This is a genomic window from Vibrio sp. Vb2960, from assembly GCF_033337665.1.
Classification (GTDB): domain Bacteria; phylum Pseudomonadota; class Gammaproteobacteria; order Enterobacterales; family Vibrionaceae; genus Vibrio; species Vibrio alginolyticus.
Genome location: NZ_JAWORD010000002.1, coordinates 142,293 through 167,192, shown reverse-complemented (window position 1 = coordinate 167,192; position 24,900 = coordinate 142,293). Strand labels below are relative to the sequence as shown.

22 protein-coding genes and 1 riboswitch are annotated in these 24,900 nt (G+C 46.2%); of the genes, 15 read left to right on the top strand and 7 right to left on the bottom strand.

Annotated elements, in window-relative coordinates:
• The first annotated feature begins 300 nt into the window (after nucleotides 1-300).
• The 7 genes from R7O03_RS02715 (at nucleotide 301) to R7O03_RS02685 (ending at nucleotide 7,967) form a co-directional block, all read left to right on the top strand.
• The gene (locus R7O03_RS02715; RefSeq protein ID WP_318131427.1) at nucleotides 301-2,475 is read left to right on the top strand and encodes an FUSC family protein; all 2,175 of its coding nucleotides are present in this window, start codon (nucleotides 301-303) and stop codon (nucleotides 2,473-2,475) included.
• A gap of 10 nt (nucleotides 2,476-2,485) precedes the next feature.
• Complete coding sequence (locus tag R7O03_RS02710; RefSeq protein WP_213968240.1) at nucleotides 2,486-4,129, top strand: TolC family protein; 1,644 nt, start codon at nucleotides 2,486-2,488, stop codon at nucleotides 4,127-4,129.
• A complete protein-coding gene (locus R7O03_RS02705; protein WP_005374946.1) occupies nucleotides 4,129-4,332 on the top strand; it encodes a DUF1656 domain-containing protein in 204 nt (67 codons plus the stop codon). The genes R7O03_RS02710 and R7O03_RS02705 overlap by 1 nt, the downstream gene beginning before the upstream one ends.
• Nucleotides 4,333-4,344: 12 nt before the next feature.
• Nucleotides 4,345-5,235 carry an HlyD family secretion protein gene (locus tag R7O03_RS02700; RefSeq protein WP_213968239.1) on the top strand — a complete coding sequence of 297 codons (891 nt, stop codon included), beginning with the start codon at nucleotides 4,345-4,347 and terminating at the stop codon, nucleotides 5,233-5,235.
• Between the two features lie 16 nt (nucleotides 5,236-5,251).
• A complete protein-coding gene (locus R7O03_RS02695; protein ID WP_017634413.1) occupies nucleotides 5,252-5,938 on the top strand; it encodes a potassium channel family protein in 687 nt (228 codons plus the stop codon).
• Nucleotides 5,931-7,079, top strand: a complete 1,149-nt coding sequence (locus R7O03_RS02690) for an AI-2E family transporter (RefSeq protein ID WP_005386936.1) — start codon at nucleotides 5,931-5,933, stop codon at nucleotides 7,077-7,079. The genes R7O03_RS02695 and R7O03_RS02690 overlap by 8 nt, the downstream gene beginning before the upstream one ends.
• A 216-nt stretch (nucleotides 7,080-7,295) precedes the next feature.
• The gene (locus R7O03_RS02685; RefSeq protein ID WP_017634411.1) at nucleotides 7,296-7,967 is read left to right on the top strand and encodes a DUF2057 domain-containing protein; all 672 of its coding nucleotides are present in this window, start codon (nucleotides 7,296-7,298) and stop codon (nucleotides 7,965-7,967) included.
• Between the two features lie 59 nt (nucleotides 7,968-8,026).
• Here R7O03_RS02685 and R7O03_RS02680 read toward each other — a convergent pair whose 3' ends face one another.
• Together R7O03_RS02680 and R7O03_RS02675 are read right to left on the bottom strand one after the other, a co-directional pair.
• On the bottom strand, nucleotides 8,027-8,473 hold the full coding sequence (locus tag R7O03_RS02680) for an RDD family protein (protein WP_025768614.1): 447 nt from the start codon (nucleotides 8,471-8,473) through the stop codon (nucleotides 8,027-8,029).
• 180 nt (nucleotides 8,474-8,653) lie between these two features.
• On the bottom strand, nucleotides 8,654-9,418 hold the full coding sequence (locus tag R7O03_RS02675) for a ferredoxin--NADP reductase (protein ID WP_005374935.1): 765 nt from the start codon (nucleotides 9,416-9,418) through the stop codon (nucleotides 8,654-8,656).
• A gap of 210 nt (nucleotides 9,419-9,628) precedes the next feature.
• Here R7O03_RS02675 and R7O03_RS02670 point away from each other — a divergent pair, with 210 nt between their 5' ends.
• Nucleotides 9,629-10,081 carry an acyl-CoA thioesterase gene (locus R7O03_RS02670; protein WP_005374933.1) on the top strand — a complete coding sequence of 151 codons (453 nt, stop codon included), beginning with the start codon at nucleotides 9,629-9,631 and terminating at the stop codon, nucleotides 10,079-10,081.
• Between the two features lie 969 nt (nucleotides 10,082-11,050).
• Here the strand turns inward: R7O03_RS02670 and R7O03_RS02665 are convergent.
• Nucleotides 11,051-11,269: a VF530 family DNA-binding protein gene (locus R7O03_RS02665; RefSeq protein ID WP_005374929.1), complete on the bottom strand. Its 219-nt coding sequence runs from the start codon at nucleotides 11,267-11,269 to the stop codon at nucleotides 11,051-11,053.
• A 132-nt stretch (nucleotides 11,270-11,401) separates the two neighbouring features.
• Here R7O03_RS02665 and R7O03_RS02660 point away from each other — a divergent pair, with 132 nt between their 5' ends.
• Nucleotides 11,402-12,325: a LysR family transcriptional regulator gene (locus R7O03_RS02660; RefSeq protein WP_031853765.1), complete on the top strand. Its 924-nt coding sequence runs from the start codon at nucleotides 11,402-11,404 to the stop codon at nucleotides 12,323-12,325.
• Here R7O03_RS02660 and R7O03_RS02655 read toward each other — a convergent pair.
• Complete coding sequence (locus tag R7O03_RS02655; RefSeq protein ID WP_005374925.1) at nucleotides 12,322-12,612, bottom strand: putative quinol monooxygenase; 291 nt, start codon at nucleotides 12,610-12,612, stop codon at nucleotides 12,322-12,324. The two genes, R7O03_RS02660 and R7O03_RS02655, sit on opposite strands and share 4 nt — an antisense overlap.
• A gap of 69 nt (nucleotides 12,613-12,681) precedes the next feature.
• Entirely contained in the window at nucleotides 12,682-13,335 is a 654-nt protein-coding gene (locus tag R7O03_RS02650; RefSeq protein ID WP_005384588.1) for an oxygen-insensitive NAD(P)H-dependent nitroreductase NfsB, read from the bottom strand.
• 167 nt (nucleotides 13,336-13,502) lie between these two features.
• On the opposite strand from R7O03_RS02650, the gene R7O03_RS02645 reads away from it, so the two are divergent.
• Nucleotides 13,503-14,966 (top strand): AraC family transcriptional regulator, encoded by a 1,464-nt coding sequence (locus R7O03_RS02645; RefSeq protein ID WP_318131425.1) that lies wholly within the window; start codon nucleotides 13,503-13,505, stop codon nucleotides 14,964-14,966.
• Nucleotides 14,967-15,095: 129 nt separating this feature from the next.
• The gene (locus tag R7O03_RS02640) at nucleotides 15,096-17,753 is read left to right on the top strand and encodes an alpha-amylase family glycosyl hydrolase (RefSeq protein ID WP_318131424.1); all 2,658 of its coding nucleotides are present in this window, start codon (nucleotides 15,096-15,098) and stop codon (nucleotides 17,751-17,753) included.
• Nucleotides 17,754-17,838: 85 nt separating this feature from the next.
• On the opposite strand, the gene R7O03_RS02635 is transcribed toward R7O03_RS02640, so the two are convergent.
• Entirely contained in the window at nucleotides 17,839-18,996 is a 1,158-nt protein-coding gene (locus tag R7O03_RS02635) for a D-alanyl-D-alanine carboxypeptidase family protein (protein WP_024701007.1), read from the bottom strand.
• Between the two features lie 210 nt (nucleotides 18,997-19,206).
• On the opposite strand from R7O03_RS02635, the gene R7O03_RS02630 reads away from it, so the two are divergent.
• On the top strand, nucleotides 19,207-20,502 hold the full coding sequence (locus tag R7O03_RS02630; protein ID WP_213964053.1) for an alpha/beta fold hydrolase: 1,296 nt from the start codon (nucleotides 19,207-19,209) through the stop codon (nucleotides 20,500-20,502).
• 464 nt (nucleotides 20,503-20,966) lie between these two features.
• On the top strand, nucleotides 20,967-21,947 hold the full coding sequence (locus R7O03_RS02625; RefSeq protein WP_005374899.1) for a rhodanese-related sulfurtransferase: 981 nt from the start codon (nucleotides 20,967-20,969) through the stop codon (nucleotides 21,945-21,947).
• Between the two features lie 68 nt (nucleotides 21,948-22,015).
• On the opposite strand, the gene R7O03_RS02620 is transcribed toward R7O03_RS02625, so the two are convergent.
• Nucleotides 22,016-22,321, bottom strand: coding sequence for a DUF6482 family protein (locus tag R7O03_RS02620; protein ID WP_005374898.1), 306 nt, complete (start codon nucleotides 22,319-22,321; stop codon nucleotides 22,016-22,018).
• A 108-nt stretch (nucleotides 22,322-22,429) separates the two neighbouring features.
• Here R7O03_RS02620 and R7O03_RS02615 point away from each other — a divergent pair, with 108 nt between their 5' ends.
• Both R7O03_RS02615 and R7O03_RS02610 read left to right on the top strand, forming a co-directional pair.
• Entirely contained in the window at nucleotides 22,430-23,911 is a 1,482-nt protein-coding gene (locus R7O03_RS02615) for a deoxyribodipyrimidine photo-lyase (RefSeq protein ID WP_318131422.1), read from the top strand.
• Nucleotides 23,912-23,991: 80 nt separating this feature from the next.
• Nucleotides 23,992-24,492 carry a fasciclin domain-containing protein gene (locus R7O03_RS02610; RefSeq protein ID WP_318072401.1) on the top strand — a complete coding sequence of 167 codons (501 nt, stop codon included), beginning with the start codon at nucleotides 23,992-23,994 and terminating at the stop codon, nucleotides 24,490-24,492.
• Between the two features lie 272 nt (nucleotides 24,493-24,764).
• Nucleotides 24,765-24,865, top strand: a riboswitch (cyclic di-GMP riboswitch).
• Nucleotides 24,866-24,900 lie beyond the last annotated feature (35 nt).

Sequence of the window (24,900 nt, the reverse complement as noted above, 5' to 3'; positions counted from 1 at the left end):
CTTTGGTACCAGGCGAAGAATATAAGGTGAGGATTGGCTCACACAATGCAGCGATTTTGTTTCAAAAGTGAGAATCATCACAGATCGCGAATTTGCTCGTTTTAGGCGTTTCACCAATAACGCCAAGGGCTAGCACGAGATCAAGCCAAATACGCACTTTTTGTTTTGACAAAGGGTTTACAAAGCACACTTTTTCACCCGCTATATTCCGCCCCCCGAATTTATTCAGAACAAGATTCTGATTATTCATATAAGAAATTCATCAACTTATAACGATAAGCCTGAGCAAACTTTGACACTATGAACGACAAAATAAAATTCGCTATTAAAGTATCGCTTAGCCTGACTCTGGCTTATCTGATCCCGTTTGCCATGGGTTGGCCGCAAGCATCGACGGCCGCAACCACAGTGATGCTGATTGCATCCACAGGCAGTCGTCGTGAATCCCTCGCCAAAGGTACCTTACGCGTGTTAGGTACATTGGTTGGTGCCGTGGTTGGCTTGTTAGTGGTGGGGTTGTTTGCTCAAGACCGCTTGCTGTACATGCTGAGCGTGTCGGTTGTGGTCTCATTCATTTTTTACTTCCGTAATGCCTATCAAAAAGATCCAACGCTACTCATGCTGACCGGCGTGATGACACTGATGATGTCCAATGGCGGTGACGCAGAAGGTGCGTTCCTTTATGGCGTTGACCGCGCCTATATGACGGTGTTTGGGGTGGTGGTTTACACACTCGTGGGGACTTTCTTATTCCCGACCAAAACAGAACAAAACCTAAGACAGCTCATCGAACAACTCAACCAAGTACAACGCGCGTTGTTCACCGCTATCTTGCAAAATTTCGAGCAAAAATCGGCAGGGCAAATCTCTCCTCAAGAAGGCGGAGAAGAAAATCCAGAAGCGGAACAGCCACAACCTAGCGTGGACACTCTCATCGAACAGATGTTTGCCGCTCAAAATGCGCTCGAACAGCGCTTTGCTACGGTCAGTGTGGAATGCAGTGACGTGTCGGCCTACATGAAAGAGTGGCGCTTGGCAGTTCATTTGAACAAGCAGGTAACGCAACAATTGACCGTCGCGGCGCACAGCCACTTTAGCCACCAGCAAGACCGTGAAAGCATCAGCAACTTTGATCAAGCCGTGGCGGAAATTGACGCGCTATTTGATACCTGCCAACAAGTCTGGGACGAAAAAGAACCCGCTTATCGTGCTCAGGAATTCAAAGTCAAATACAACCAAGCGTTGCTAGAAGACGCAGCGCACCTAGAGAAAGGCTCTGCGCTTACGCTTGGTCACCTATTGGAACTGATGCATCAAAACTTGTCACGTTTAGCTGAGAGCATTAGCTGTATTGACTCTGTGACGAACAACGTCTCCTTTGACGTGCCACTGCCGAAACCGAAAGGCAAGTTTCTATGGTGGGACGCAGAAAACTTTAAAACTGCGGTCAAAACCTTTGTTACCTATTGGGTTGCAGGACTGATTTGGATTTACTTCAATCCACCAGGCGGCTACTCATTCGTGGTCTTCTCGACCATGTTTATGTCTTTGCTGTCGTTCGTGCCTGTGCACCCAATTTTGTTGCTTGTGCTGTTCACTTTCGGCTTCTTGTTCGCGGTGCCTTCTTACGTCTTCATCCTTCCGCAATTGGATCTCGGGTTAGAACTTGGCCTGTTCATCTTTATCTACACCTTTATCGGCTTTTATCTGTTTAACGGGCCAGTGACGATTTTCTATATGATTGGCTTGCTTGTTCTTGGTTTAGACAACAACATGTTTTATCACTTCGGGATCCTCATGACGATCATGCTGTTGTTCTACATGGTGGTGTTCATGATTATTTTCGCGCACTACTTCCCGTTTAGCTCACGACCAGAACACCTCTTTTTGACCATAAAAGAACGCTACTTCCGACATACCCGAGAGCTGTTCACTACCTATCAACAGCAGTCCAGCTCGGTTATTACGCCGCTCAAACGGGCCTTGCACTTGGTGACGCTCAATGTCTCATCGAAAAAGCTCAAAGTCTGGGGTTCGAAAATCAACCACAAACACTTTGATAAAACCACGCCAGAAGCGATTGGCGCGTTTAGCAAAGCGTGTGATGTACTCAGTAATCACATCAACATCTTAATGGCCGCCGAGAAAAAGTTGATGGCCAATCCGCTGATTACTCAGCTTCGTCAACAACACCGCGATTCCATCATTCCTTTGATGGCAGGCGCTTTAGCCAGCCATCAAGCAACACAAGAACTCGACTCCGTATTCGACCAATACAGTCAGGATTACCAAACATTCGAAGATAAACTGGAAGATTTTTTTAGTGAGTTGGATTTATCTGACTACGCTTATTCAGAGATAGCCGGTTTTTATATCTTGCTGAATTTAAAACGGAACGTGTTCGAAGCAATCAAGCATTGCAAGCAAACCTACGAGGATATCGATTGGGTGAACTTACAACAGAAGCGTTTTTAAAGGTGGGGATATGATGCTTCCAAAACTAACCAAACCAAGCCTCGCCATACTTTCTTTGCTCGGACTCAGTGCGTGTACCACGGTAGGACCAGATTATGTTCATCCAAAGCAGGCGCCACTGCCAAGTGACTGGTCGGTGCAAAAAGCAGCCAAAGATACGCAGCAATCAGAGCAACAGCTACAACAATGGTGGCAGCAATTTAATGACTCGACTCTTAATCAGCTGGTTGAGTTGGCGAGCAAACAAAACCTCGATTTAGAAGCCGCAGGGCTACGAATTGTCCAAGCACGTTCATTGCTTGGTATTTCGACTGGCTTGCAATACCCACAAGTTCAAACCGTGTCAGGAAACCTAGCGCGTGCCTACGTAAATGATCAGGGCGTCAATAACGCCACTTTGTCGTTTGATGCTGCTTGGGAAATGGATGTTTGGGGCAAGTATGCTCGCGGTATTGAGTCGGCAGAAGCGGGTTACTACGCATCCATCGCATCGTATCACGACATCATGGTCACCATAACCGCCGAAGTGGCGCGCAATTACATCAACTATCGCACATTCCAAGAACGTATTTTGCTGTCTCGCCGCAACATAGAGATTCAAGAGCGTGTCGTCCGCATTACACAGGTGCAGTTCGACTCTGGCAACGTTACAGAATTGGACGTTCAACAAGCTAAAAACCAACTCTACACCACCAAAGCAGCGCTACCGAGCCTCGAAGTGGCAATGAAGCAATCACGTACTGTGTTGGCTTTGCTACTGGGTCTGTTACCAGAAGAAGTAGATGGACTGCTACAGTCGGATGGGATGCACAAGCAAATCGCTGAGTACGAAGCCCAGTTCAAATCAACGGGCAGAAAATCGGCGCTATCGGGCACCGACGAGCGCTCCATTGTGCCACGTCCACCGCTTTTGGATACGCAAGTGGATGCTAACTTAGTGATGCGACGTCCGGATTTGCAAGTCTCTGAGATGCAAGCTCGCGCGCAAAGTGCGCAGATTGGCGTGGCAGAAACCGCTCTGTACCCAAGCTTTTCGTTGTTCGGTTCCATCGGTATCGACAGTACGGTTCCCGATGGCAGCAGTTTCAGTTTTAGCGATTCGCTCACCATGGTGGTTGGCCCAACGTTCAGTTGGAACATTTTCCAATACGGACGCGTGAAAAATAACATTCGTTTCGAAGATGCTCGCTTCCAAGAAACGCTGACGAACTACAACAAAAAGGTACTGCAAGCCGTTAATGAAGTCACCAATGCAATCGAAGCATATGACCTGTATTTGCAGCAAAAAGATTTACGCTTGCAATCGGTCAACTCTTCCATTCGTGCGTTCAACATATCCATGACACAGTACGAAAACGGACAAATTTCATTCGAACGTCTGCTTAACTCGGTAGAAAAAATGACCCGCGCAGAAGACAGCTACGCAACGATCAAAGGTAATGTTGCGAACCAAGTTGTCGCGCTCTACAAAGCCCTCGGTGGAGGCTGGCAAACCCAAACAGGCAAACCTTTCATCAATGAATCGATTGCCACGCAGATGACAGAGCGCACTGACTGGGGAAGTTATTTAAATGAAGAAAACCGCGTATTGCCGCCTTTGCGACTCGAAACTCCGGCTGAGACCAGTGATGAAAACAAAACGGAGGATCGGTAATGCCTCATGAACTCTCTTGGGGAGACGTTTACTTTTCTCCTACGCTACTCGTGCTCTTTCTCGCCGTCACGGCCACGTGGATAACGGTGATGATATTGAACAAGACACGTTTGTCTCGCTTCATCGCTTTTCCGTCTCTGACGTTTATTGCCATCATGGTCGGTTATGTGGTGGCCATCGACAGCTTTTATATTCAATTTTAGGTGCCAAACAAGATGAAAAAACTATTCGTAATCGCACTCAATCTTGTCATTCTTGGTGGCGCAGCTTGGCTCGGCTATCAAAAGTTTGAGGAATACTTTAATAACCCATGGACACGAGATGGGCAAGTGCGTGCTAACGTCATCAAAGTGGCTCCTCGCGTATCAGGCCCAATTGTAAATGTCGCGGTGCAAGACAACCAAGAAGTAAAAACGGGGGATTTACTGTTTGAAATCGACCCTGCGACTTACCAGGTTGGGTTATCTCAAGCCGAAGTAGCACTGGAGCGCTCCATTGTTAGCTCTCGCGGTAAAAAAATCGAATATGACCGCTTAAAAGACATTCGTGCCAAAGACCGTGGCGCGGTTTCTCACAAGGATCTGATTCGTCGTGAAATCGCTTACGAAGAGTCGCTACTGCAAATCAAATCTGCAGAAGAGCAACTAAAATCAGCACGCCTTAATCTCAGCTTTACCAAAGTTTATGCGACCGTCGATGGTTTTGTATCTAACCTCGATATTAGAAACGGTACGCAAGCGGTCGCAAACCAACCACTGCTCGCACTGATCGACAAAAACAGCTTTTGGGTATTTGGTTTCTTCCGTGAAAACCAACTTGCGCAAATCGAACCTGGCAGCCAAGCGCGTGTCACTTTGATGTCTCACCCAGACACGCCAATTGACGCGACGGTTGACTCGATTGGTTGGGGGATTGCGCCCAAAGACGGTACGGTCGGCTACAACCTTCTTCCAAACGTAAACCCTGTTTTTCAGTGGATTCGCCTAGCACAACGTATTCCGGTGCGAATCTCCCTACAAGAACTTCCTGAAGATATTGATCTTCGATTCGGGCTTTCTGCGTCCATCATGGTGATGAAAGAGTCATCCGCAGAAAGTGAACAATAACTAAGTGAGAAGAGCCATGGTCATTGGTAAAAACCTCAAAAATATTAATGAAGAAAACAACTTCTTCTATCTAACCTTAGCACTAGTGATTTTGTTGCTAGGGAGTGCGATGGCACAAGTCGTAGGTGAAGGGACGATTGAACACATACTTCAGGCTTTCACGGTTCTGACGTTTATCGTCTGTTTTGCGAGCCTTCGCTTTGACAAAACCTGGTCTCGTTTCCTCTACAGCCTGTTTGGTGTTTGGGTTCTTGTGATTGTGATCAAGACCGTTTTCGACATCAGAGAGATGAATGTGGTGATGCTTGCCCTCACCTTTGCGTTCTTTTTCGGCACTTTTAAATCCATCGCGAGACAGATTCTTTTCACCGGCCATGTCAACAGCAACAAAGTCATTGGCTCGGTAGCGCTTTTCTTGCTACTTGGTCTGATGTGGGCGATTGCCTACCTCATTCTGCTTGAGTTTTCGCCTGAAGCCTTTACCGGTATGGAAGCGATTTCTTGGGGGCAGAACTTCTCCAATGCAGCGTATTTCAGTTTCGTTACCTTAACCACGCTCGGTTATGGCGACATTAGTCCTCTAACACCACTGGCTCAAGTCGTGGTGTATTTAGAGGCCATCACAGGTGTTTTTTATATGGCGATTGTTGTTTCAAGTCTCGTCAGTTCTAACATTGATCATCAGGTAAACAAAAATGGATAAACAATCGGTAAAAATCGACAGTAAGCTTTTCATCAGTAATATGGTGGAATCGGCAATACGCATTGGCTTGATCTTTGTCTTGCTGATGTTTACGTACGACATCATCAAACCCTTCATCCTTCCGGTTATTTGGGGCGCTATTATAGCCGTCGCTTTAATGCCGCTTACCCAAAAATTGCAGCGTGTATATGGTGGTCGTAGAGGCTTGGCAGCCACAACCATTGCTTTACTTGGTATTGCCCTCCTTGTCACGCCACTTGTTATGGTATCAGGCTCCATTGTGGATGGTGCAACGCACGCGCTTGAAGTACTACAAAATGGACAAGTGAAAATACCAGGGCCAAAACCTTCCGTAGCGGATTGGCCTATCGTGGGTGATAAGCTCTACGAAGTGTGGACCCTATTCGCTACTAATCTTGAACAAGCTATTCAAACCTTTATGCCACAAATAAAGGCAGGACTCACATCTTTACTGGGTACACTGGGGGGCGTATTGGGAAGTTTACTGCTTTCAATCTTGTCACTTGCGATTGCAGCAGGTTTCATGACGTACTCTGAATCTGCGGCATCAGGCTTAAGAACCATCGCGATTCGAACCGCAGGTGAAAACGCAAAAAGCTGGACCACGCTTATCGCAGCGACAATTAAAAGCGTACTGCTTGGCGTAGTCGGTGTAGCGGCGATTCAAGCACTGTTGATCGGTGCTGGTTTCTTCGTATTTGGCGTTCCGGCAGCAGGTTTACTCACACTGCTTCTAATGATCTTATGTATCGCTCAGCTCCCGGCGTTGCTCGCTGTGCTACCTGTGATTGGCTTCATGTACATGACCCAAGACACCTCAACAGCAACCATGTTTACTGTTTGGGTCGTAGTTGCGGCTCTTTCTGAAAACCTGTTCAAACCAATGTTGATGGGACGTGGCGTCGACGTGCCAATGCCTGTGATTCTGCTCGGTGCCATCGGTGGTATGCTTTTCTACGGCATCGTTGGTCTGTTCTTAGGTGCCGTTATCCTAGCAATTTGGTATGAGTTATTTGTTTGGTGGTTGAGCATTGAGAAAGCACAACAGCAAGAAGAAATGGCAGAACAACAAGACGCTTCTGATGACCAATCAGAACCTGGACATGGTGCAGGCATATAATAAATCAATAAGTTAGAAAGAAATTTAATCTATAACTTATAGAATCAAACCGCTGAATTTCAGCGGTTTGATTCTATTTGGATCACAGTTTCGTCGTAATAAATGCGATAAAAATGACGTTCTTGTTAAATTTTCATACTTATTACACTTGGGAGTTGCAATCGGGCAATGAACGATGCACTCTCGATGACCACTAATTTGCTTAGGATAAAAACAATGAAATTGATCAAGCCTTTAACTTGTGCGCTTGCTCTCGCAATGAGTGGCATGGCATTCGCAGATGTAACCGTGAGTGTTCCTGACAACGTTTCAGTATTAGCGGCTAACGGTGAAAAAGCAGATCTTTCGGGTGGTTTTTTCGCCTCTGAGAGAACACTGACGTTACCTGATGGCCTTAACCAAGTCGTATTTCGTTTCGCCCCTTACTTCAACCAAGGTAATGACCGTTTAAGTGTTGAAAGCGATGTTATCGTTACACGATTTGACGCGACCAATGCCGAACTCACTCTACAAATGCCAGAATACCGCAACCTACGTGATGCGGAAGAGAAGATCAAAGACTTAGATTGGAAACTGGTTGATGATTCTGGCAACGCAATCGCGGTTGACCAAGACAAGTTGCTCAAACCGGGTATGCAAATCGGTCGTGATTACGTACGTGAAATCGAAGATTATAACCAAGCTGGCGGTGCAGCAGCCGTGGCTTTTGCTGGCGCAGCGACCATGCAGCCAGTCACGCTTCCTGCAAAGGTTCCTGCGGATATGAAGCAAGTGAGAGCAACTGCGGTTAAAGCGGATTCGACAGCTGAAGAGATGCTGCACTTCTGGTACCAAAAAGCAGACGCAGAAACCAAAGCTCGCTTTAAGAAATATGTTAATCAACAGTAAATCTGGTTAACTTTATCGATATTAAAAAGCCACTTCACGTGGCTTTTTCGATCAAAAAATTAGGAAACTTGGACAACTTTAGTATTGGCGATCAAGTCATGCAACAAACGTCGCTCCGGATGAAAGAACAACAATGCCAAATTTACCAACGGGATCCCCGGAATGAGCATCTCCAGTAAGTAGCTAATAACAAGCCTTAACCCTGCTGTAACTTTCGTTGCCTTACTATCATTTTTCATTACAACTTTAATACCAATCATGCGCATACCAATGGTTTGCCCATGACTCAATGCATTCCAGTTGATCATTAAAACCGTTGGTAAAGAAAGCAAGTAAAACGCCTGAGTTTCACGAACAAGCGTGAGGTTATCTGCTAAAGAGAGCTGAAAGTCGTTAAGAAAAGAGTTAATACTCAATGCAATTATTAACACGACCACCATCGTAAAGAGCAGGTCGATAAAACCAGCAATGATTCTCTGTTGCTTGCTCGCGATAAAAGCATACATGGACTTCAGTCACCTCAATGTAATTGGTTAAGCGAGAATGACTGAGTGTACAGACGCGCAATGGTGAGCGCAGTTTAGGTATTGCCAATATAATATTCAACTAAGAACATACTAAATCGCGGTCGTATCTCAAAAGTAATCATTACATCTTGAGCATAACCGTATCAATTTAACAAAACGCTACCAGTAACGTTCGTAAATGATATTTCCCCCGGTTTGATGGCGATACTTTTCCAAGCCTAGCTCTTGTAAGACGGGCACGGTATCTTTGATCATTTGTGGATTCCCACACATCATGACAAAGCTACGCTGAGCTGAGAATGGCGCATCAGCGGCGTTGGACAGTAAACCCGATTCGATGAGTTCAGGAATTCGGCCTTGTAATTTACCATCAACCACTTCCCTGCTGACTATCGGTATATACTTTAATCTGCCTTCATATCGTTGCTGAAGCTGTTCAATTAGGTATTTATAAACCAGATCTTTTTCGAAACGAACAGCATGAACCAGCACAATGCGCTCATTGTGAGGCGGTAGGTTTATATCATCCAGCAGCGACAAAAACGGTCCAATCCCCGTACCTGTAGATAGCAGCCACAGGTCATGAGCCTGTTTAGGAATAGAGTCATGGATTAAATCGCCATGTGCGGTGGCACCGACATAAATGCTATCACCAGATTTAAGCTTTTGGAGCCGTGGAGAAAGTTGTCCTTGAGGGTCGGCTACTATTAGAAATTCCAACCAATCGAATTGCTCGCTTGGCGCATTAACCACAGAGTAAGCACGGCTGATCGGCTTACCTTCATCATCAAGCAAAGCAAGCTTGGTGAATTGGCCAGCTTTAAAGGAAAGAGGCGCGCCAGATATTCTCAAACTGAACAGCTCACCTGTCCAATCAATGCGTTTCTCAACTCTTGCGAGGTTGAAACCTTTGAGTTCAATCATGAGACACCTCCTATCTGGTTACTCTTAGTTAAACTTACGCCTTCAACTCGATTATGTAAAGTTTCTGGTTTACATAATCAAACCACTATTTCATTTCACATTTTAAAAACAATTTTATTACATATTAAATGATTACATCTAGAATAAATGCTCAAAGTGATAAGTCGCGTCGCAATTTGTGGCAAAGCAGATGAAAAAGGAGCAATAAAAATGGACACACTGTTAAAGGACTTTCCCGTTATCACAGAGATAAAAGTCGCATGGGGTGAAATGGATGCTCTGCAACACGTTAATAACGTGGTCTATTTTCGCTACTTCGAGACCGCACGTTTAGATTACTTCAACAAAATTAACCTGCTGGTCGACCTGCAGACCTCGCAAATTGGGCCAGTACTGAGCGAGACTCAATGCCGCTACAAATTGCCTGTTACTTACCCAGACACGCTATTAGTCGGTTCTCGCGTAATCGACATGCAAGAAGATCGCATCACGATGGAGTACCAAGTGCTGAGTAAGAAGTGGGGTAAAATTGCGACCATCGCGACCGCCACTGGTGTGATGTTTGATTTTAAGAACAACGTTAAAGCTGCGATTCCAGATCACGTTCGCCAGTCGATTTTAGACTTGGAAGGAACCGTGGGTAGTACGCATCATTTGGAGTAGCAAGAAACGAGAGATTAAAGGCGAGGTTCCCGACAGCGCTTCTTCATCGCTATCGGGAATGATGCTGAGGTACCATTCCAGCCCGCGTGATAAGAAAACTAGCGTCATTCTAGCGAGCCATAGCGAGAGTAAGAATCTACTTACCGCTTGCTGCAGACCATAAAGCCATGAATAAACTCAATACAATCTGAGAGTAGATTCTGAATCACGCTCGTTCCTCGCTGTTCAGAATGACGGTTCGAGTTTGGCTCTGAGCTCTACAAAACCATCTAAAAAAGCGATTCCAGACAAGCCTAAGTGACCATCCGAAATCTCGCTTGAGACGCATCAGCAGCGCGACTCTTCCAGCCTACCCGATAAGAAAAGCTGCGTCATTCTAGCGAGCCAAAGTGAGACTAAGAATCTACTTGCCGCTTGCTACAGACCATAGAGCCATGAATAAACTTAATACAATCTGAGGGTAGATTCTGAATCACGCTCGTTCCTCGCGGTTCAGAATGACGGTTCGAGTTTGGCTCTGACCTCTACAAAACCATCTAAAAAAGCGATTCCAGATAAACCTATGTGACCATCCGGAATCTCGCTTTAGACGCATCAGCAGAGCGACTCTTCCAGCCTACGCGATAAGAAAAGCTGCGTCATTCTAGCGAGCCAAAGCGAGACTAAGAATCTACTTGCCGCTTGCTACAGACCATAGAGCCATGAATAAACTCAATACAATCTGAGGGTAGATTCTGAATCACGCTCGTTCCTCTCGGTTCAGAATAACAGTTCGAGTTTGGCTCTGACCTCTACAAAACCATCTAAAAAAGCGATTCCAGATAAGCCTAAGTGACCATCCGGAAAATCACTTTGGACGTATCAGTGGAGCGACTCTTCCAACCTACGCGATAAGAAAAGCTGCGTCATTCTAGCGAGCCAAAGCGAGACTAAGAATCTACTTACCGCTTGCTGCAGACCATAGAGCGGTTAGCAGAACGTCTCGATGTACAGCGCTTCGACTTTGTCCCGCGCCCATTGCGTTTTACGCAGGAACTTCAGCGACGATTTGATTGAAGGATCTTTCTTGAAACAGTTCACACGAACGCGCTCATACATGCCATTCCAACCAAAGTGTTCAACTAGTCGGGTGACGATTTTCTCTAAACTCAACCCGTGAAGTGGGTTATTCGGCTGCTGTTGGCTCATGCTATTGATCCGGTAAAGTGAAGTTGCGCGCTAATCTAACTCAAACTCGCCGTGCAACCTAATGTTTTAACCTTGAATTGGCCTACGACTCTCCCCTATAGTAGCCCAAACTTCTTAAAAGCCCTTTTCATTATGAAAGCCCTCAACGACCTCAATATTTTTGTCGAAACCGCGCGCCAAGGCAGCTTTTCAAAAGCCGCTAACAGCATGGACATGACACCTGCCGCCATTAGCGCATCGATTAAGCGTCTTGAAGGGCAAATCGGTTTCCCGTTGTTTGTGCGTTCCACCCGAAGCCTTCGTTTAACCTCAGAGGGCGAACTGTTTTTAGACAAAACCACGCAAGCGTTGGCAACATTGCAAGAGGGGTTGGATCAGATCTCAAGTGCGCGTGGCGAGTTATCTGGTCAACTGCACATTACTGCGCCCTCCGATTTTGGTCGCAATATGTTGCTCGATTGGGTGGATGAGTTCATCGATCTCTACCCAAATGTTTCCATCAAACTAGAGCTGTCCGATAGTTTGACGGATATGTACACCAAGCCTGTCGATATTGCGATTCGCTACGGCGAGCCGGCCGACTCCAATCTGGTCGTGTTGGCATTGTGTGGGGCAAACGAACGGATCTTATGTGCATCGCCAGAGTACGTAGCTACACATCCAGAACTCACCTCTCCTGCCGATTTAATGCAACACAACTGCTTGTGCTATATGGTCGCGGATTCGGTCTACAACAAATGGACGCTCACGCGTGACGGCGAGAAAGAACAAATCGTGGTCAGCGGTAACTTGATGAGCAACGATAGTGACTTGCCACACCGGTTAGCGATAAAAGGCAAAGGCATTGCGAATAAATCATTGATGGACATTAGCCGAGACTTAATCGAGGGAAGATTGGTGCGAGTGTTACCAGAGTGGGATTGCGGCCCAGTGCCGCTCTACATGGTATGTGCCGATCGTCGATTATTGACGCCAACGATTCGGACTTTCCGCGACTTTATCCAACAAAAATGCTGCCAGCAACGCGCCAACGTGCTGGCAACCTTCTGTCATTAGGCGATAAATCGAAGAGGACGAATCTGGGTATATTCAACCCAATCATTCTCTTCCAATGTTTCAAGAAACGTCGCCATATGCGGGCTTTGCAAATGCTTATCCAAGGCCTCTTGCGATGCCCAGATTTCTTGGAACATAAATAGGCCATCAACTTTTTCGTCGAGATACAACTCGTATTGGCAACAGCCTTCTTCTTTACGAGTTGGCTCTAGTAAACCAGCAAGCAAATTCACCACCTGATCCTTACTATCTGGATAGGCTTTCACTTCTGCGACTAAGTGGATCATCGTTTTATCACTCTTTTGCGATTTATATATTGATTACGGGGTTCTACGTCACCTGTAAGTAAGCTCGAATTAGATCTCGGTGAATACGGTTTCTGCGTCCCAGCGAGACTTTGGCGTTTTCGCGTTGAAGTCATCTTCCGCGTGGTAGCCAAGCGGCACGATCACAACACTGGTATAACCTTTTTCACGCAAGCCAAATTCTTCATCCAGCACTTTTGGATCAAACCCTTCAATTGGTACTGCATCGATTTCTAACGTCGAAGCACCCAACAGCAACGTACCCACGTTGAGGTAAACTTGTTTCTCCATCCAATGGTTTGCATCTTTCAGATCAAAACGGTGCATGTTCACAAAGTAGCTACGACCACCGCGTACAGCCGCTTTCGCTTCTTCAGTTGGGAATCGACCATCTTTTTCTTCTTGCACCATTAGCGCTTCAATGTAGTCGTTATCAATGCCTGTTTTCGCACAAAACACCAATACGTGAGAAGCGTTGAGAATCTTCGCTGCGTTAAATGCGTAGTTCTCTTGCGCCGCTTTAGCGATGCGCTGTTTGCCTTCTTCTGTGCTTGCCAGAATGAAATGCCAAGGTTGAGAGTTCACACTCGATGGACTAAAACGAATCAGCTCTTTAACTGCATCGATTTTTTCTTGAGATAGCTTGCGCGTTGGGTCAAACACTTTCGTTGAGTAACGAGATTTTGCAGCTTGTACGATATCCATGAGGCTCTCCAATTAATGAGTTTAAGCTGAGTAACAGCATAACCTCATGAGATAAAGGGAAAAACCGATTTCGATTAAAAACATTTTCAAAATAAATTTGAAAATAAAACGATAAGAAAGGCTTTGAGCGTTCTCACTGAACTTCTTCATCTTTTCGGCAATAATGCATGTTTGCTCGCAACCAAACTCAACTCATGCTGCCTCAAGATAACGTTATTACATCCTTTCTGTGCAAAAAGCTCGGTCACAATCACCTTCGAATTGCCGGCGAATATTGGCACATTGAGAAGTTGGTGGCCTTGCAATGCATGATGTTGAAAGAAGCGCCTAACCTCCAAGAAGGGCTGCTTTGGTGGAGTAAAAGTGTCTCATTATTCGACCGCCGTTTGTACGTCACATTGCAACATGGTGATGCCCAAATCCATCTGCAAGTCGAATGTAGAACGGGCGATATGCCAAATTGGGCGGAGTCGGTGTTTGGCTTGCTCAAAATGCAGTTGGAAATGCTTGAGTTAAGCGAATCAATACAGGTACAAGTTCACGCCAACAATCCACTCGCGGCCAATATTTTTCTAGAGGAAACGCGAGATTCTAAAACGAGTTCAAGCGTGTTTGAACTGGTGAAACATGTTTATTTGCTGCTTTCTCACCAACCAATTGAACAGCCAGAATTGCTGAGTGTTTTGAACGCCTTGTTCATCAAAAACAGTAATTACGCGCTCAAGTTAGAGCAAGCGGCAAGGCAACTGGGCGTCTCCAAACGCACCTTGCAACGTCGACTGCAAGAAAAGCAAATGAGCTACTCTCAATGCGTTGATTTCGCTAAAAGAAAGCAAGCACTCACTTTGCTTGCCGACACCCAACTCACAACGCAGCAAATCGCCTATCAACTTGGTTATGAAGAACCTTCGAACTTTCACCGCACTTTTCGTCGTTGGTATCCGTTTTCACCCATGCAATATCGCCAACAATGTTTGGATAACCGAACTCAACTAAATCAACAACCGATCCGCTTATACTACGCCAAAGCCAATACCTTCGACGATAACCACATCGACCAACCTGTTGGCAAAATCTGGATGGAAGTGGACAATATTGCGTTTGAAAAAGTGGTCTCGGTAGAATGCCGTGACCGTGATGGCGCATGGCGGCGCTACCCCGCCTTCTTCGAGCGTTTTTTAAGTCATGGTACCGAGCTATGGGCAACGACCGAACTTCCGGTAGCGCATCCCCTTACCTTTCGCCTGTGTTATGAAGTCGATGGAGAACGTTACATTGAGAATAACCACCAGCGTGATTATGTGGTTTCTAAGGGGCTTTTAATTGGCGCAACGGAATATATTGTCCCGACTCGGCAGCTTATTAATATTGGGGCGCAATACACGCTCTTTATCGAACTGGCATGCCGACTTGAAAACGTTGTGAGGATTGACTGTTACGCCGATGATGACCCCACACCTCACGCAATGCGCTTGACCCAACACTCGCAACATTATGCTTGTTGGGTGCTGCAATTATCGCTCACTCAAACTGCAAAGCAGTGCCGTTTCCGCCTTTATGATGAATCCGGCAACGAGCTCGCGAAAGAGCATTACCCGATACAATATCCTATTGTGCAACCGCTCAATTAAAACTGTCGGTCAGATCAAAATCGTCTCTTCGTGACATCATTTCACGTCTTTTTTGGCGTGAAATGACACTCTCAATTTCAAACCTTTGCTTTATCGTTTCTGCATTACTGCATAACGGAGGCAGAAACTGTGTTTGAAACTCTACCTAACCCAATGAATAAAATAAAAATACTTCCTTTAGCGATCGCTCTTGCTCTCTCTGGCTGTGGAAGCGACGAAACCACACCAATCGATACAGGCAGCCACGTGGCATCTCCTGATTGGCAAGATCAAATCATTTACTTCCTGATGATCGACCGTTTTAACGACGGCGACAGCGCTCTCAATGATCAAGGGCAAAACGAATTCGATCCGACGTCGGATAAAAAATTCAGCGGCGGCGACCTCGTTGGCGTGAGTGATAAGTTAAGCTACATCGAAGATCTCGGTGCCACATCGATCTGGATTACTCCGCCAGTTGCTAACCAATGGTGGGATGCAGAGCAAAACTACGGCGGCTACCACGGGTACTGGGCGCGCGATTTCCAAAAAGTGGATGAACACTTTGGCGACATGGAAAGCTACCAAGCGTTAGCGCGAGAAGTGCACGCTCGTAATATGTTCTTGATTCAAGACATCGTGACCAACCACGTAGGTAACTTCTTCACTTACGATGACCCATACTATTACGACCCTAGCCTACCTTGCCAAGGTTTCCGTTTGATTGAAAATGCGCTGCCAGCAGGGCAAGAACTGCCTTATCCGCTCAACATGAATGAGTGTAAAGAAGACGGTACTGGCATTTACCACTGGACGCCAAGCATCACCGACCACAACGATCCCGTCCAAGAAAAAACCTGGCAACTGTCGGATCTGGATGATCTAAATACGTCCGATCCTGAAGTACGCGCTTATTTAAAAGAGAGCTACCGAAAATGGATCCGCGAAGTGGGCGTTGACGGTTTCCGTATCGATACCGTGAAGTTTGTTGAGCACGATTTCTGGAACGACTTCCTACACGCCGACGATGGTGTGATGACGCAAGCGGTTGATACCGGTCGTGACAACTTCCTGACCTTTGGTGAAGTCTTCGAAACATCTACGCCTTACAACACAGAAGGCGAAGAGAAGATGCTGACTTACATCGGCGAAAGCGGCTCGCCGGAGCAGTTAACCTCGGTGTTGAACTTCCCATTGCAAGCAACCATGACTCGCGTGTTTGCAGCAGGACAACCGACCGATTACCTACGCTTCCGTCTTGAAAAAATGATGGCGATGTTCCCGAATCCATACATCATGCCGAACTTCATTGATAACCACGATATGCCACGTTTTCTATCACAAGGCAGTGTCAATGATATGAAGCAAGCGCTGATCACAATGATGGCTGTGCCGGGTATCCCTGTGATTTACCAAGGGACAGAACAGGCGATGTCAGCGGCGCGCGATGCGATGTTCGCCGGAGGGTACCGTGAAGATGGCAACTACGTAGACTCGTTCGACCAAAACAGTGAGATGTACTTGTTTATTCAAGAACTTGCCAAGCTACGCACTGAAAACAAAGTCATGACACGTGGTGAAATAAAAGTGATTGGCAGCGATAAAGCGGGCGCGGGCGTGTTCGCCTTTACTCGAACGTTGGATAACGACGAAGTCTTGGTTGTGATGAATACATCCAACTCGCCGATGTTGATGAACCAACTCGATGTAGAACAAGTTGGTGGCACCGTCTTCAAACAACAAATCATGTCGAACTGGGTAGACGCTCCAGAGCAGTTAATCGCAGATGAAAACGGTCACGTAACCCTTGAGCTACCAGCCAAATCTGCCGTGATTTACTCAAAAACTAACGATACCCAATCGGTAGATACCCCAGACCTCAACATCCAACTGGCGCAGGATTGGGAAGGAAAAACCATCACTGGTGATATTGTTATCGCGGGTAGTGCGAACGCCAACGAGAAGTTGAACCTTGTCGTCGATGGTAACTTAGAAACAGCGCAAGCCATTACTGCAGGCGCTGATGGTCAGTTTAGTGTCACGCTGTCGACTCGTCACTTTGCAATTGGCGAACAACAACACCGCTTCGCGATTTATTCTACTGAGAAAAAAGCTGGCATTGAAGATGTTAACTTTGTGTCGGACTTAAGCTGGTCAAACACGCCAAACGACACTATTGATGACGCGGGTGATGCGCAAGATGGCATGGGCGGTCCTAACGGTAACTATTCGCTACCAACGGATCCAACATTCGATAAAAACAATAGCCAACTCGCAATCAACAAAGCTGAGGTATTTACCGTTGGCAGTAACGTACGTTTGACCTTCACCATGGACAAGATCACCGACACTTGGTTACCACCAAACGGCTTCGACCACGTGGGTTTCACCATCTTTATGGATTTACCGGAAGAAACGGCAACCAACTTGTCTGAGCTACCGAAGATCAACGCTTCTATGCCAAGCGGAACCTGGAGTCGCAATGCGGTTGTTTTTGGCTGGCAAAGCTCGATTTACAACACCAAAGGAGCAAATGCGACGACATGGGGAGAAGCCGTAACGCCAGCACCAACAGTGACAGTAGACAAAGCCAACAACACCATTTCAATGGACTTTGCTAGCGATGCACTAGGCCGCCCAGATTCGCTCGATGGTATCCGCTTCTATATCACGACTTGGGACTTAGACGGCCTTTCGGCAACTTACCGTCCGCTAGAGCAAGACAAAGGCCCTTGGAACTTCTCCGGTGGCGCATCGGATGAAAGTAAGATTTGGGACGATTTACCAATCATCACCTTGTCGGAATAAACCGTTAAATAAGACACCGCCCAGCGTTATAGCAGGGCGGCCATCAACAAAAAAATGCAGAAAGACACTTCTGCTCGTTTTTATTCTAGTTAAAGAACGATTTCACCCACAGCACCAGACTGTCCCAAAGCTGAGCGAACCACGAGCCCTCTTCTACCGCTTGGCTGCTGACCAAGGGATAACTCGCCACGGTACTGTCATCGCTTTTCCAAACGACCTTACCAATCTCATCTCCTTGCGCGATCGGCGCAATCAACGGTTCATTTAACACCACACTCTTATCAAGCCCAGCCGTCATTGAACGAGGCAGAGTGAGATAGGCATCTTTAGCAAAGATCGCCTCAACTTGATTGGTATTTCCCTTCCAAACGCGAACTTTAGACTCAACTTGGCCTTGCTTAGCAACTTGCTTGGTGTCATAAAAACGAAAACCATAGCTGAGTAGATTCTTCGATTGGCTGATCCGAGCCTGTTTACTTGGCGTGCCCATCACCACCGAGATAAGGCGCATTCTTCCTTCTTTGGCCGAGCTCACCAAGCTGTATCCGGCATTGCTGGTGTAGCCGGTTTTGCCCCCGTCGACATCAATGGAATTGTCCCACAACAACTTATTGCGGTTGTACTGCGTAATGTCGTTCCACTTGAAGACTTTCTCGCTGTATAGCGCATACACATCGGGAACATCGCTGATGATCGACTGCATGAGTTTTGCCATATCGGTTGGTGAGGTTTGGATGCCATCACTATCAAGACCATGGGAGTTCACAAAATAGGTGTCTTGCAGTCCTAATTTCTCCGCCCAACCATTCATCAAGGCGACAAAGCCGCGTTCACTGCCTGCAACATGCTCAGCCAGTGCAACGCACGCGTCATTTCCTGATTGGATGATCACGCCGCGCATTAAGTTCGCAACACTAATTTCATCTTTCGGTTTGATGAACATTTTAGAAGAACCGGGAAACTTGGCCGACCACGCGTTTTCACTCACGGTGACAACATCATCCCATTTCAAACGCCCCGCTTTGATTTCTTGTCCAACTACATAAGCGGTCATCAACTTGGTTAAACTCGCCGGAGCAAGGCCTGCTCGTCCGTTATGCTCGGCAATAATGGCACCGGATTGAAAGTCCATTAATACGTAGCCTTTTGCCTGTAACTGAGGTGGATTGGGCGTAACAACGGCAAAAGTAGGTACGCTTATTAAACAAGTCACAATTGTCCATCGAGCCAGTGACACTTTCATCCGACTTCCTCCATGCTCTTACTTTGTCGCAACTCTATTGAGCATAGCTCACTCAACCAGTTGCACCAGTCGCTAATCGTTTCATTTTCTTGAACTTACATTGATTTGACCAAGGTATGGAACTGAAGAGGCAATTGGGAAATAGCATTGGTTCTTCGCGCCATTCGCAGTAAAGTAGCGCTACCCCTCAATAAGGAAATAAAGATAACAATGAACGCTCAATCATTTATCGACGCAGGATTGCATTACACTCCCCACAGTTTTACCGTTCCTCTGGATTACCAAGACGCGAGCAAAGGCACCATTGAAGTCTTCGCCCGTGCGGTTTGCCTAGTTGGCGATGAAGAATCGACCAAACCTTGGTTGGTTTACTTTCAAGGCGGACCTGGCTTTCCCTCTCCGCGTCAAAACGGCAATAACGGCTGGGTAAAACGCGCGCTGCAAGAGTACCGAGTTTTGCTCCTCGACCAGCGCGGTACGGGCAATAGTTCGGTGATTAATCATCAGACTCTGGCTCATTTCACACCGCAGCAACAAGCAGACTACTTAAGCCACTTCCGCGCAGACAACATTGTTCGTGATGCGGAATACATTCGTGAGCAATTTGGCGTCGAAAAATGGGCGATCTTAGGTCAAAGCTTTGGTGGGTTTTGCTCCCTCACCTATTTGTCTTTGTTCCCAGACAGCTTGCTACAAAGCTACATCACAGGTGGCGTGCCATCTGTCTCGCGTCATGCCGACGATGTGTATGAAGCCACCTTCAAACGCACCATGGAGAAAAACCAAGCGTTCTTCCAACAATTTCCCAATGCGCAACAACTTTGCCAAAACATTGCGAATCACTTGCTGGAAAACGAAGAGTACCTACCAAATGGTCAACGCTTCACGGTGGAGCAATTTCAACAAATCGGCATCAACTTTGGTGTGAGTGATACTTTCTTGCCAACTTACTATTGGCTAGAAAGCGCGTTGATTGAAGTGGACGGCAAACCACAACTTCGTTATGAGTTCTTAAACGATATGTTGGCGCAGCAAAACTTCCAAACCAACCCGATCTACGCCATTTTGCATGAATCGATTTACTGTCAAAGCTTCGCGTCGAATTGGAGTGCGCACCGCGTTCGCCAAACCCGATCAGAGTTTAATTATGAATCTGGCAAGCCATTTTACTTTACGGGGGAAATGGTCTTCCCATGGATGTTCGACCAATACGTTAACCTCAAACCACTAAAAGACACCGCAGAAATATTGGCAGCGAAAGAAGATTGGACTGCGCTGTACGATCAAACACAACTGGCTCAGAACAAAGTGCCTGTCAGTTGCGCCGTTTACGCCGATGATATGTTTGTTGAAATGGATATCAGCCGAGAGACGCTCGCGTTAATCCCAAATTCAAAAGCGTGGATCACCAATGAGTACGAGCACAACGGTTTACGTGCCGACGGTGAACGTATTCTCGATAGGCTCATAGCCATGGGCAAACAGACCGCAGCTACGTTGAAATAAGCACGGCAGACGTTAGAAAAACGCCTTTTCAGTATGTGGTGAAAAGGCGTTTTATAGCGGTTTATGAACAATGGCGATCAGTCATTCACTCTTTGTCCCTAAACCTTTATCCCTCACAACCTCATGTATAAAACTGCGACATGTCCTTTCCTTGTCAATGACTCCGGTGATTACTTGGTGCTTCTTGCGCCTAACTTTTTTGAAGGGCCTAAAAGAGAATAACAGCATAAATTTAAACCAAAAGTATCGGCTCCAACCTACCTAACCCACTATAATTAATGCTTATAATTTGAACACATAGCGGCTTCACCTGCGGACAGGCTCCCCCTATCAAAGACCGCCAGGCCCCGCCTACTCATAATATCCGTATAATTTGTCCGTATTTCCGACTAGTTTAGTCAGGTATACTTCGTGCCGCTAAAATTTTAAGGTCGTTGACCACCTGTATTTTTAAAGGAAACCTCATGAGTCAGTATGTAGTTTGTGCGCTGTACAAGTTTGTTGAGCTGAATAACTATCAAGAGCTACGCGAGCCATTACTTGCGTTGATGGAAAAACACCATATTCGCGGAACATTACTACTGGCAAGTGAAGGTATCAACGGTACTGTTGCATCTGATCGTGCAGGTATTGATACGCTACTGGAGTGGCTAAACAACGAACCTCGTTTGACTGGCACCGTATACAAAGAGTCGTATTCTGAGACCCAGCCATTCAATCGCACCAAAGTGAAACTGAAAAAAGAGATCGTAACATTAGGTGTTGAAGGTATAGACCCTCGCCACGTAGTGGGTACTTACGTGAAACCTCAAGAGTGGAACGATCTTATTGCTGATCCTGAAGTGTTTGTTGTCGATACACGTAATGATTACGAAATCGAGATCGGGACATTCAAAGGCGCTGTAAACCCAAATACTGAAACCTTTCGTGAATTCCCAGACTATGTAAAAGAAAACATGGACCCGGCAAAACACAAGAAAGTTGCGATGTTCTGTACCGGTGGTATCCGCTGCGAAAAATCAACGGCTTACATGAAAGAACAGGGCTTTGATGAGGTCTACCACCTAGAAGGCGGCATTCTTAAATATCTTGAAGAAGTTCCTCAAGAAGAGAGCATGTGGGAAGGCGATTGTTACGTATTTGACGGTCGTGTTGCAGTGAACCACCAGCTAGAAAAAGCAGATTACGATTTATGTAACGCTTGTCGTCTACCGATCACTGAAGAAGACAAACAGTCAGAATTGTTCGAGCAAGGCGTGAGCTGTCCAAAATGTCACGGCACACACTCAGAAGAACAAATTGCTCGATTCCGCGAGCGTGAAAAACAAGTTGTTCTTGCAGAGCAGCGAGGCGAGCAGCATGTTGGTGGTGAAAGTGCCAAGCAAAGAGAAGCCCGACGTGCCGCTAAGTACGCGCAAAAAGAAGCGCAGCGTAAACAAGACTAAGCCCAACTCTCCTTATATTTAGCGAGCTGCCGTAAGGTGGCTCGCTTTTACTACGCACCAATACTCTTTCAATACAATTTTGTATCCCTCACCAATACCTCTAGTTGATTGTCTCTTTTGCCTTCGGGTAGCCCCACCATTTCATCATAAGCACTTTGATGCACTAGAACCTGCTTATTTGCTTTGATATTCCTGCACTTCTTTTGCATCTCGATCAGGGAATGAGCCCTCAAAAAGATACCGTTGTCATCAGTGATAAATTGCGCTTCTCCATCAATCACGACAGATGCCTGGTACAATGCGAGATCAAGCGAATGAATGACCAATTTGTCTACATAGAAGTATTTTTGTAACTTACTCAATGGTATTGCCATGTGTCACCTCCCTGAAAGTTACCTCTACGTTTTGTAGAATAAAACCGATCATTGGATGAGATTTCTTCGGTTTACTTGCGTACAACATCGGAAACAAAGAGGATTCCGATGCAAACAATCAATGTCGTGTGGTTAAAGCGAGATTTAAGGCTGACTGACCATCAACCACTAACTCAAGCATTATCAACAAAGCACCCAACTGTGCTTTTGTATATTGTTGAACCATTGCTATTGAACAACCCACACTATTCTGAGCGCCACTGGCGATTTGTTTGGCAATCACTGCAAGACACGGATGAAACGCTCAAAGCGTATGGGCATCGAATCACGGTGCTGTTTGACGATGCCTTAGCATGTTTCCAATCAATTCAAGCGCAATATCAAATCAACGCTGTTTTTTCTCACCAAGAAATAGGACTCAACTGCACCTTTGAACGAGACCGACAAGTTGCCGCTTGGCTGTATGAGCAGAACATCGACTGGTTTGAATTCGAACACGGTGCTGTAATCAGAGGTGCAATAAACCGGCAAGGTTGGGACAAACATTGGGACTCTGTCATGAGAGCCTCAATAAGCCCTATTGAGCTCCAAACCGACTTATTGCATTCATTGGATGCAGAAGCTCTCGGCTGTTCGTTTTCGCCACCATCATCCTGGCTATCAAAATGCAAAGGAATGCAAACGGGAGGAAGCCGGCTCGCTTGGAAAACACTAGAGGACTTTTTCCATCGTCGAGGTCGTGATTACTATCGAAGCATTTCTAGTCCCACAGCCTCACGCACAGCCTGTACTCGACTTTCTCCATATCTCGCTTGGGGTAACATATCCTTGCGTGAAGTTTATCAATACCTTTTGAAACACTGGCAAGTCGCTGGGTTTCGTCGCAGCTTAATTGCATTGTCTTCACGGCTTCATTGGCACTGTCACTTCATCCAAAAATTCGAATCGGAATACGACATGGAGTTTTACTGCGTTAATCGGGCTTACGAACCATTGATTAAACAAAGTAGTACTTTCGATGAAGAAAAGTTAGCAGCATGGAAATCCGGGCATACTGGCGTACCTTTGATTGATGCCTGCATGCGCTGTTTGCACCACACTGGTTACATTAACTTTCGCATGCGTGCCATGCTGGTTAGCTTTCTTACTCACCACATGAACATGAATTGGCGAGTAGGTGTAACGCATTTAGCGCAACTGTTTCTCGACTTTGAGCCCGGAATTCATTACCCACAATTCCAAATGCAAGCAGGAGTAACCGGGACTAACACAATCCGTATTTATAATCCGATCAAGCAAGCCCAAGAACATGATCCTGACGGCACGTTCATCTACAAGTGGGTACCTGAATTGCAAATGGTTCCTCCCCCTCTTTTATTCGAGCCTTGGACAATGACCCAGATGGAAGCTGTCATGTATCAGTTGCAGCCAGATAGCCGTTACCTTGCACCTATTATCACACCAGACAACGCAGCTAAGGCAGCAAGAGAGCGCTTATGGACGTGGCGGAAACGAGCCGATGTGAAACAAGAAGGCAGACGAATTCTTGCGCGACATGTTAGACCCTCAAAAGAAAGTAGGACGCGATGATCATCTCTCAATCACAATGCGTACAAATGCAAACACACTCCAGGGAACCCGTTGTACCCTCAACTAGTAAGGAACACATTATGTTCAAACGTATCTTAGTTATCGCGGCGACACTGATGGCGACGTTATCTTTTATGCTGCCCGTCAAGGCTCATGAGCATGGCATGATGAAAGCCGATATTGTCGACGTTGCCGCTGAAAATGGCTCTTTCAATACGCTTGTTGCTGCGGTGAAAGCAGCGGGCCTGGTTGACACTCTCAAAGGGGAAGGCCCATTTACTGTTTTTGCACCAACGGATGACGCTTTTGCAAAACTGCCAGACGGCACAGTCGACATGCTCTTAATGCCGGAAAACAAAGACAAGTTAGTAACTGTTTTGACTTATCACGTCGTCCCAGGGAAAGTGATGGCTGCCGATGTTGTTAAGCTAGACAAAGCGACTACGGTTCAGGGGCAAGATGTGATGATTAAAACCATGGGCGATAAAGTCATGGTTAACGATGCAAATGTCATTGCAACCGATGTGAAAGCTAAAAACGGTGTCATTCACGTGATTGATACTGTCATCATGCCGAAATAACACCATTCAAAGGGCGGTACACTCCGCCCTTTAGACAGAACTTCTTCCACCCTTAGCACGATTCCTTTCCACTTATCCCCAACAAACCTCCACTCATTCACCATGACTATAAAAAAGATAAAAACAAAATTAAAATCAATACCTTGCAAGACGACACTGCACAATATTGACGAGGTTAAGATATCGTTATCTTTCAATTTGAGAACAGGATTCCATGTCAGTGACGTTTACTTTTCCACATGTAAATTCTTAAGCTAAATTTTGGCTGCTCAATCACATTTCGGCAAACCATTCGAAAGGGTGGGACGCAAAGCTTCCGGTCTGTCAGCATTTAAAAATCTAAAAGAATGCTCATGATAGCGGGGTTACCATGACGCAGTGTTACAGAAGTCCAATTTCTGTAGCGTT

What these genes read in the sequence shown, in the direction of transcription:
- R7O03_RS02715 (WP_318131427.1), top strand. Translation starts at nt 301, where the DNA reads ATGAACGACAAAATAAAATTCGCTATTAAAGTATCGCTTAGCCTGACT.
- R7O03_RS02710 (WP_213968240.1), top strand. Translation starts at nt 2,486, where the DNA reads ATGATGCTTCCAAAACTAACCAAACCAAGCCTCGCCATACTTTCTTTG.
- R7O03_RS02705 (WP_005374946.1), top strand. Translation starts at nt 4,129, where the DNA reads ATGCCTCATGAACTCTCTTGGGGAGACGTTTACTTTTCTCCTACGCTA.
- R7O03_RS02700 (WP_213968239.1), top strand. Translation starts at nt 4,345, where the DNA reads ATGAAAAAACTATTCGTAATCGCACTCAATCTTGTCATTCTTGGTGGC.
- R7O03_RS02695 (WP_017634413.1), top strand. Translation starts at nt 5,252, where the DNA reads ATGGTCATTGGTAAAAACCTCAAAAATATTAATGAAGAAAACAACTTC.
- R7O03_RS02690 (WP_005386936.1), top strand. Translation starts at nt 5,931, where the DNA reads ATGGATAAACAATCGGTAAAAATCGACAGTAAGCTTTTCATCAGTAAT.
- R7O03_RS02685 (WP_017634411.1), top strand. Translation starts at nt 7,296, where the DNA reads ATGAAATTGATCAAGCCTTTAACTTGTGCGCTTGCTCTCGCAATGAGT.
- R7O03_RS02680 (WP_025768614.1), bottom strand. Translation starts at nt 8,473, where the DNA reads ATGTATGCTTTTATCGCGAGCAAGCAACAGAGAATCATTGCTGGTTTT.
- R7O03_RS02675 (WP_005374935.1), bottom strand. Translation starts at nt 9,418, where the DNA reads ATGATTGAACTCAAAGGTTTCAACCTCGCAAGAGTTGAGAAACGCATT.
- R7O03_RS02670 (WP_005374933.1), top strand. Translation starts at nt 9,629, where the DNA reads ATGGACACACTGTTAAAGGACTTTCCCGTTATCACAGAGATAAAAGTC.
- R7O03_RS02665 (WP_005374929.1), bottom strand. Translation starts at nt 11,269, where the DNA reads ATGAGCCAACAGCAGCCGAATAACCCACTTCACGGGTTGAGTTTAGAG.
- R7O03_RS02660 (WP_031853765.1), top strand. Translation starts at nt 11,402, where the DNA reads ATGAAAGCCCTCAACGACCTCAATATTTTTGTCGAAACCGCGCGCCAA.
- R7O03_RS02655 (WP_005374925.1), bottom strand. Translation starts at nt 12,612, where the DNA reads ATGATCCACTTAGTCGCAGAAGTGAAAGCCTATCCAGATAGTAAGGAT.
- R7O03_RS02650 (WP_005384588.1), bottom strand. Translation starts at nt 13,335, where the DNA reads ATGGATATCGTACAAGCTGCAAAATCTCGTTACTCAACGAAAGTGTTT.
- R7O03_RS02645 (WP_318131425.1), top strand. Translation starts at nt 13,503, where the DNA reads ATGTTTGCTCGCAACCAAACTCAACTCATGCTGCCTCAAGATAACGTT.
- R7O03_RS02635 (WP_024701007.1), bottom strand. Translation starts at nt 18,996, where the DNA reads ATGAAAGTGTCACTGGCTCGATGGACAATTGTGACTTGTTTAATAAGC.
- R7O03_RS02630 (WP_213964053.1), top strand. Translation starts at nt 19,207, where the DNA reads ATGAACGCTCAATCATTTATCGACGCAGGATTGCATTACACTCCCCAC.
- R7O03_RS02625 (WP_005374899.1), top strand. Translation starts at nt 20,967, where the DNA reads ATGAGTCAGTATGTAGTTTGTGCGCTGTACAAGTTTGTTGAGCTGAAT.
- R7O03_RS02620 (WP_005374898.1), bottom strand. Translation starts at nt 22,321, where the DNA reads ATGGCAATACCATTGAGTAAGTTACAAAAATACTTCTATGTAGACAAA.
- R7O03_RS02615 (WP_318131422.1), top strand. Translation starts at nt 22,430, where the DNA reads ATGCAAACAATCAATGTCGTGTGGTTAAAGCGAGATTTAAGGCTGACT.
- R7O03_RS02610 (WP_318072401.1), top strand. Translation starts at nt 23,992, where the DNA reads ATGTTCAAACGTATCTTAGTTATCGCGGCGACACTGATGGCGACGTTA.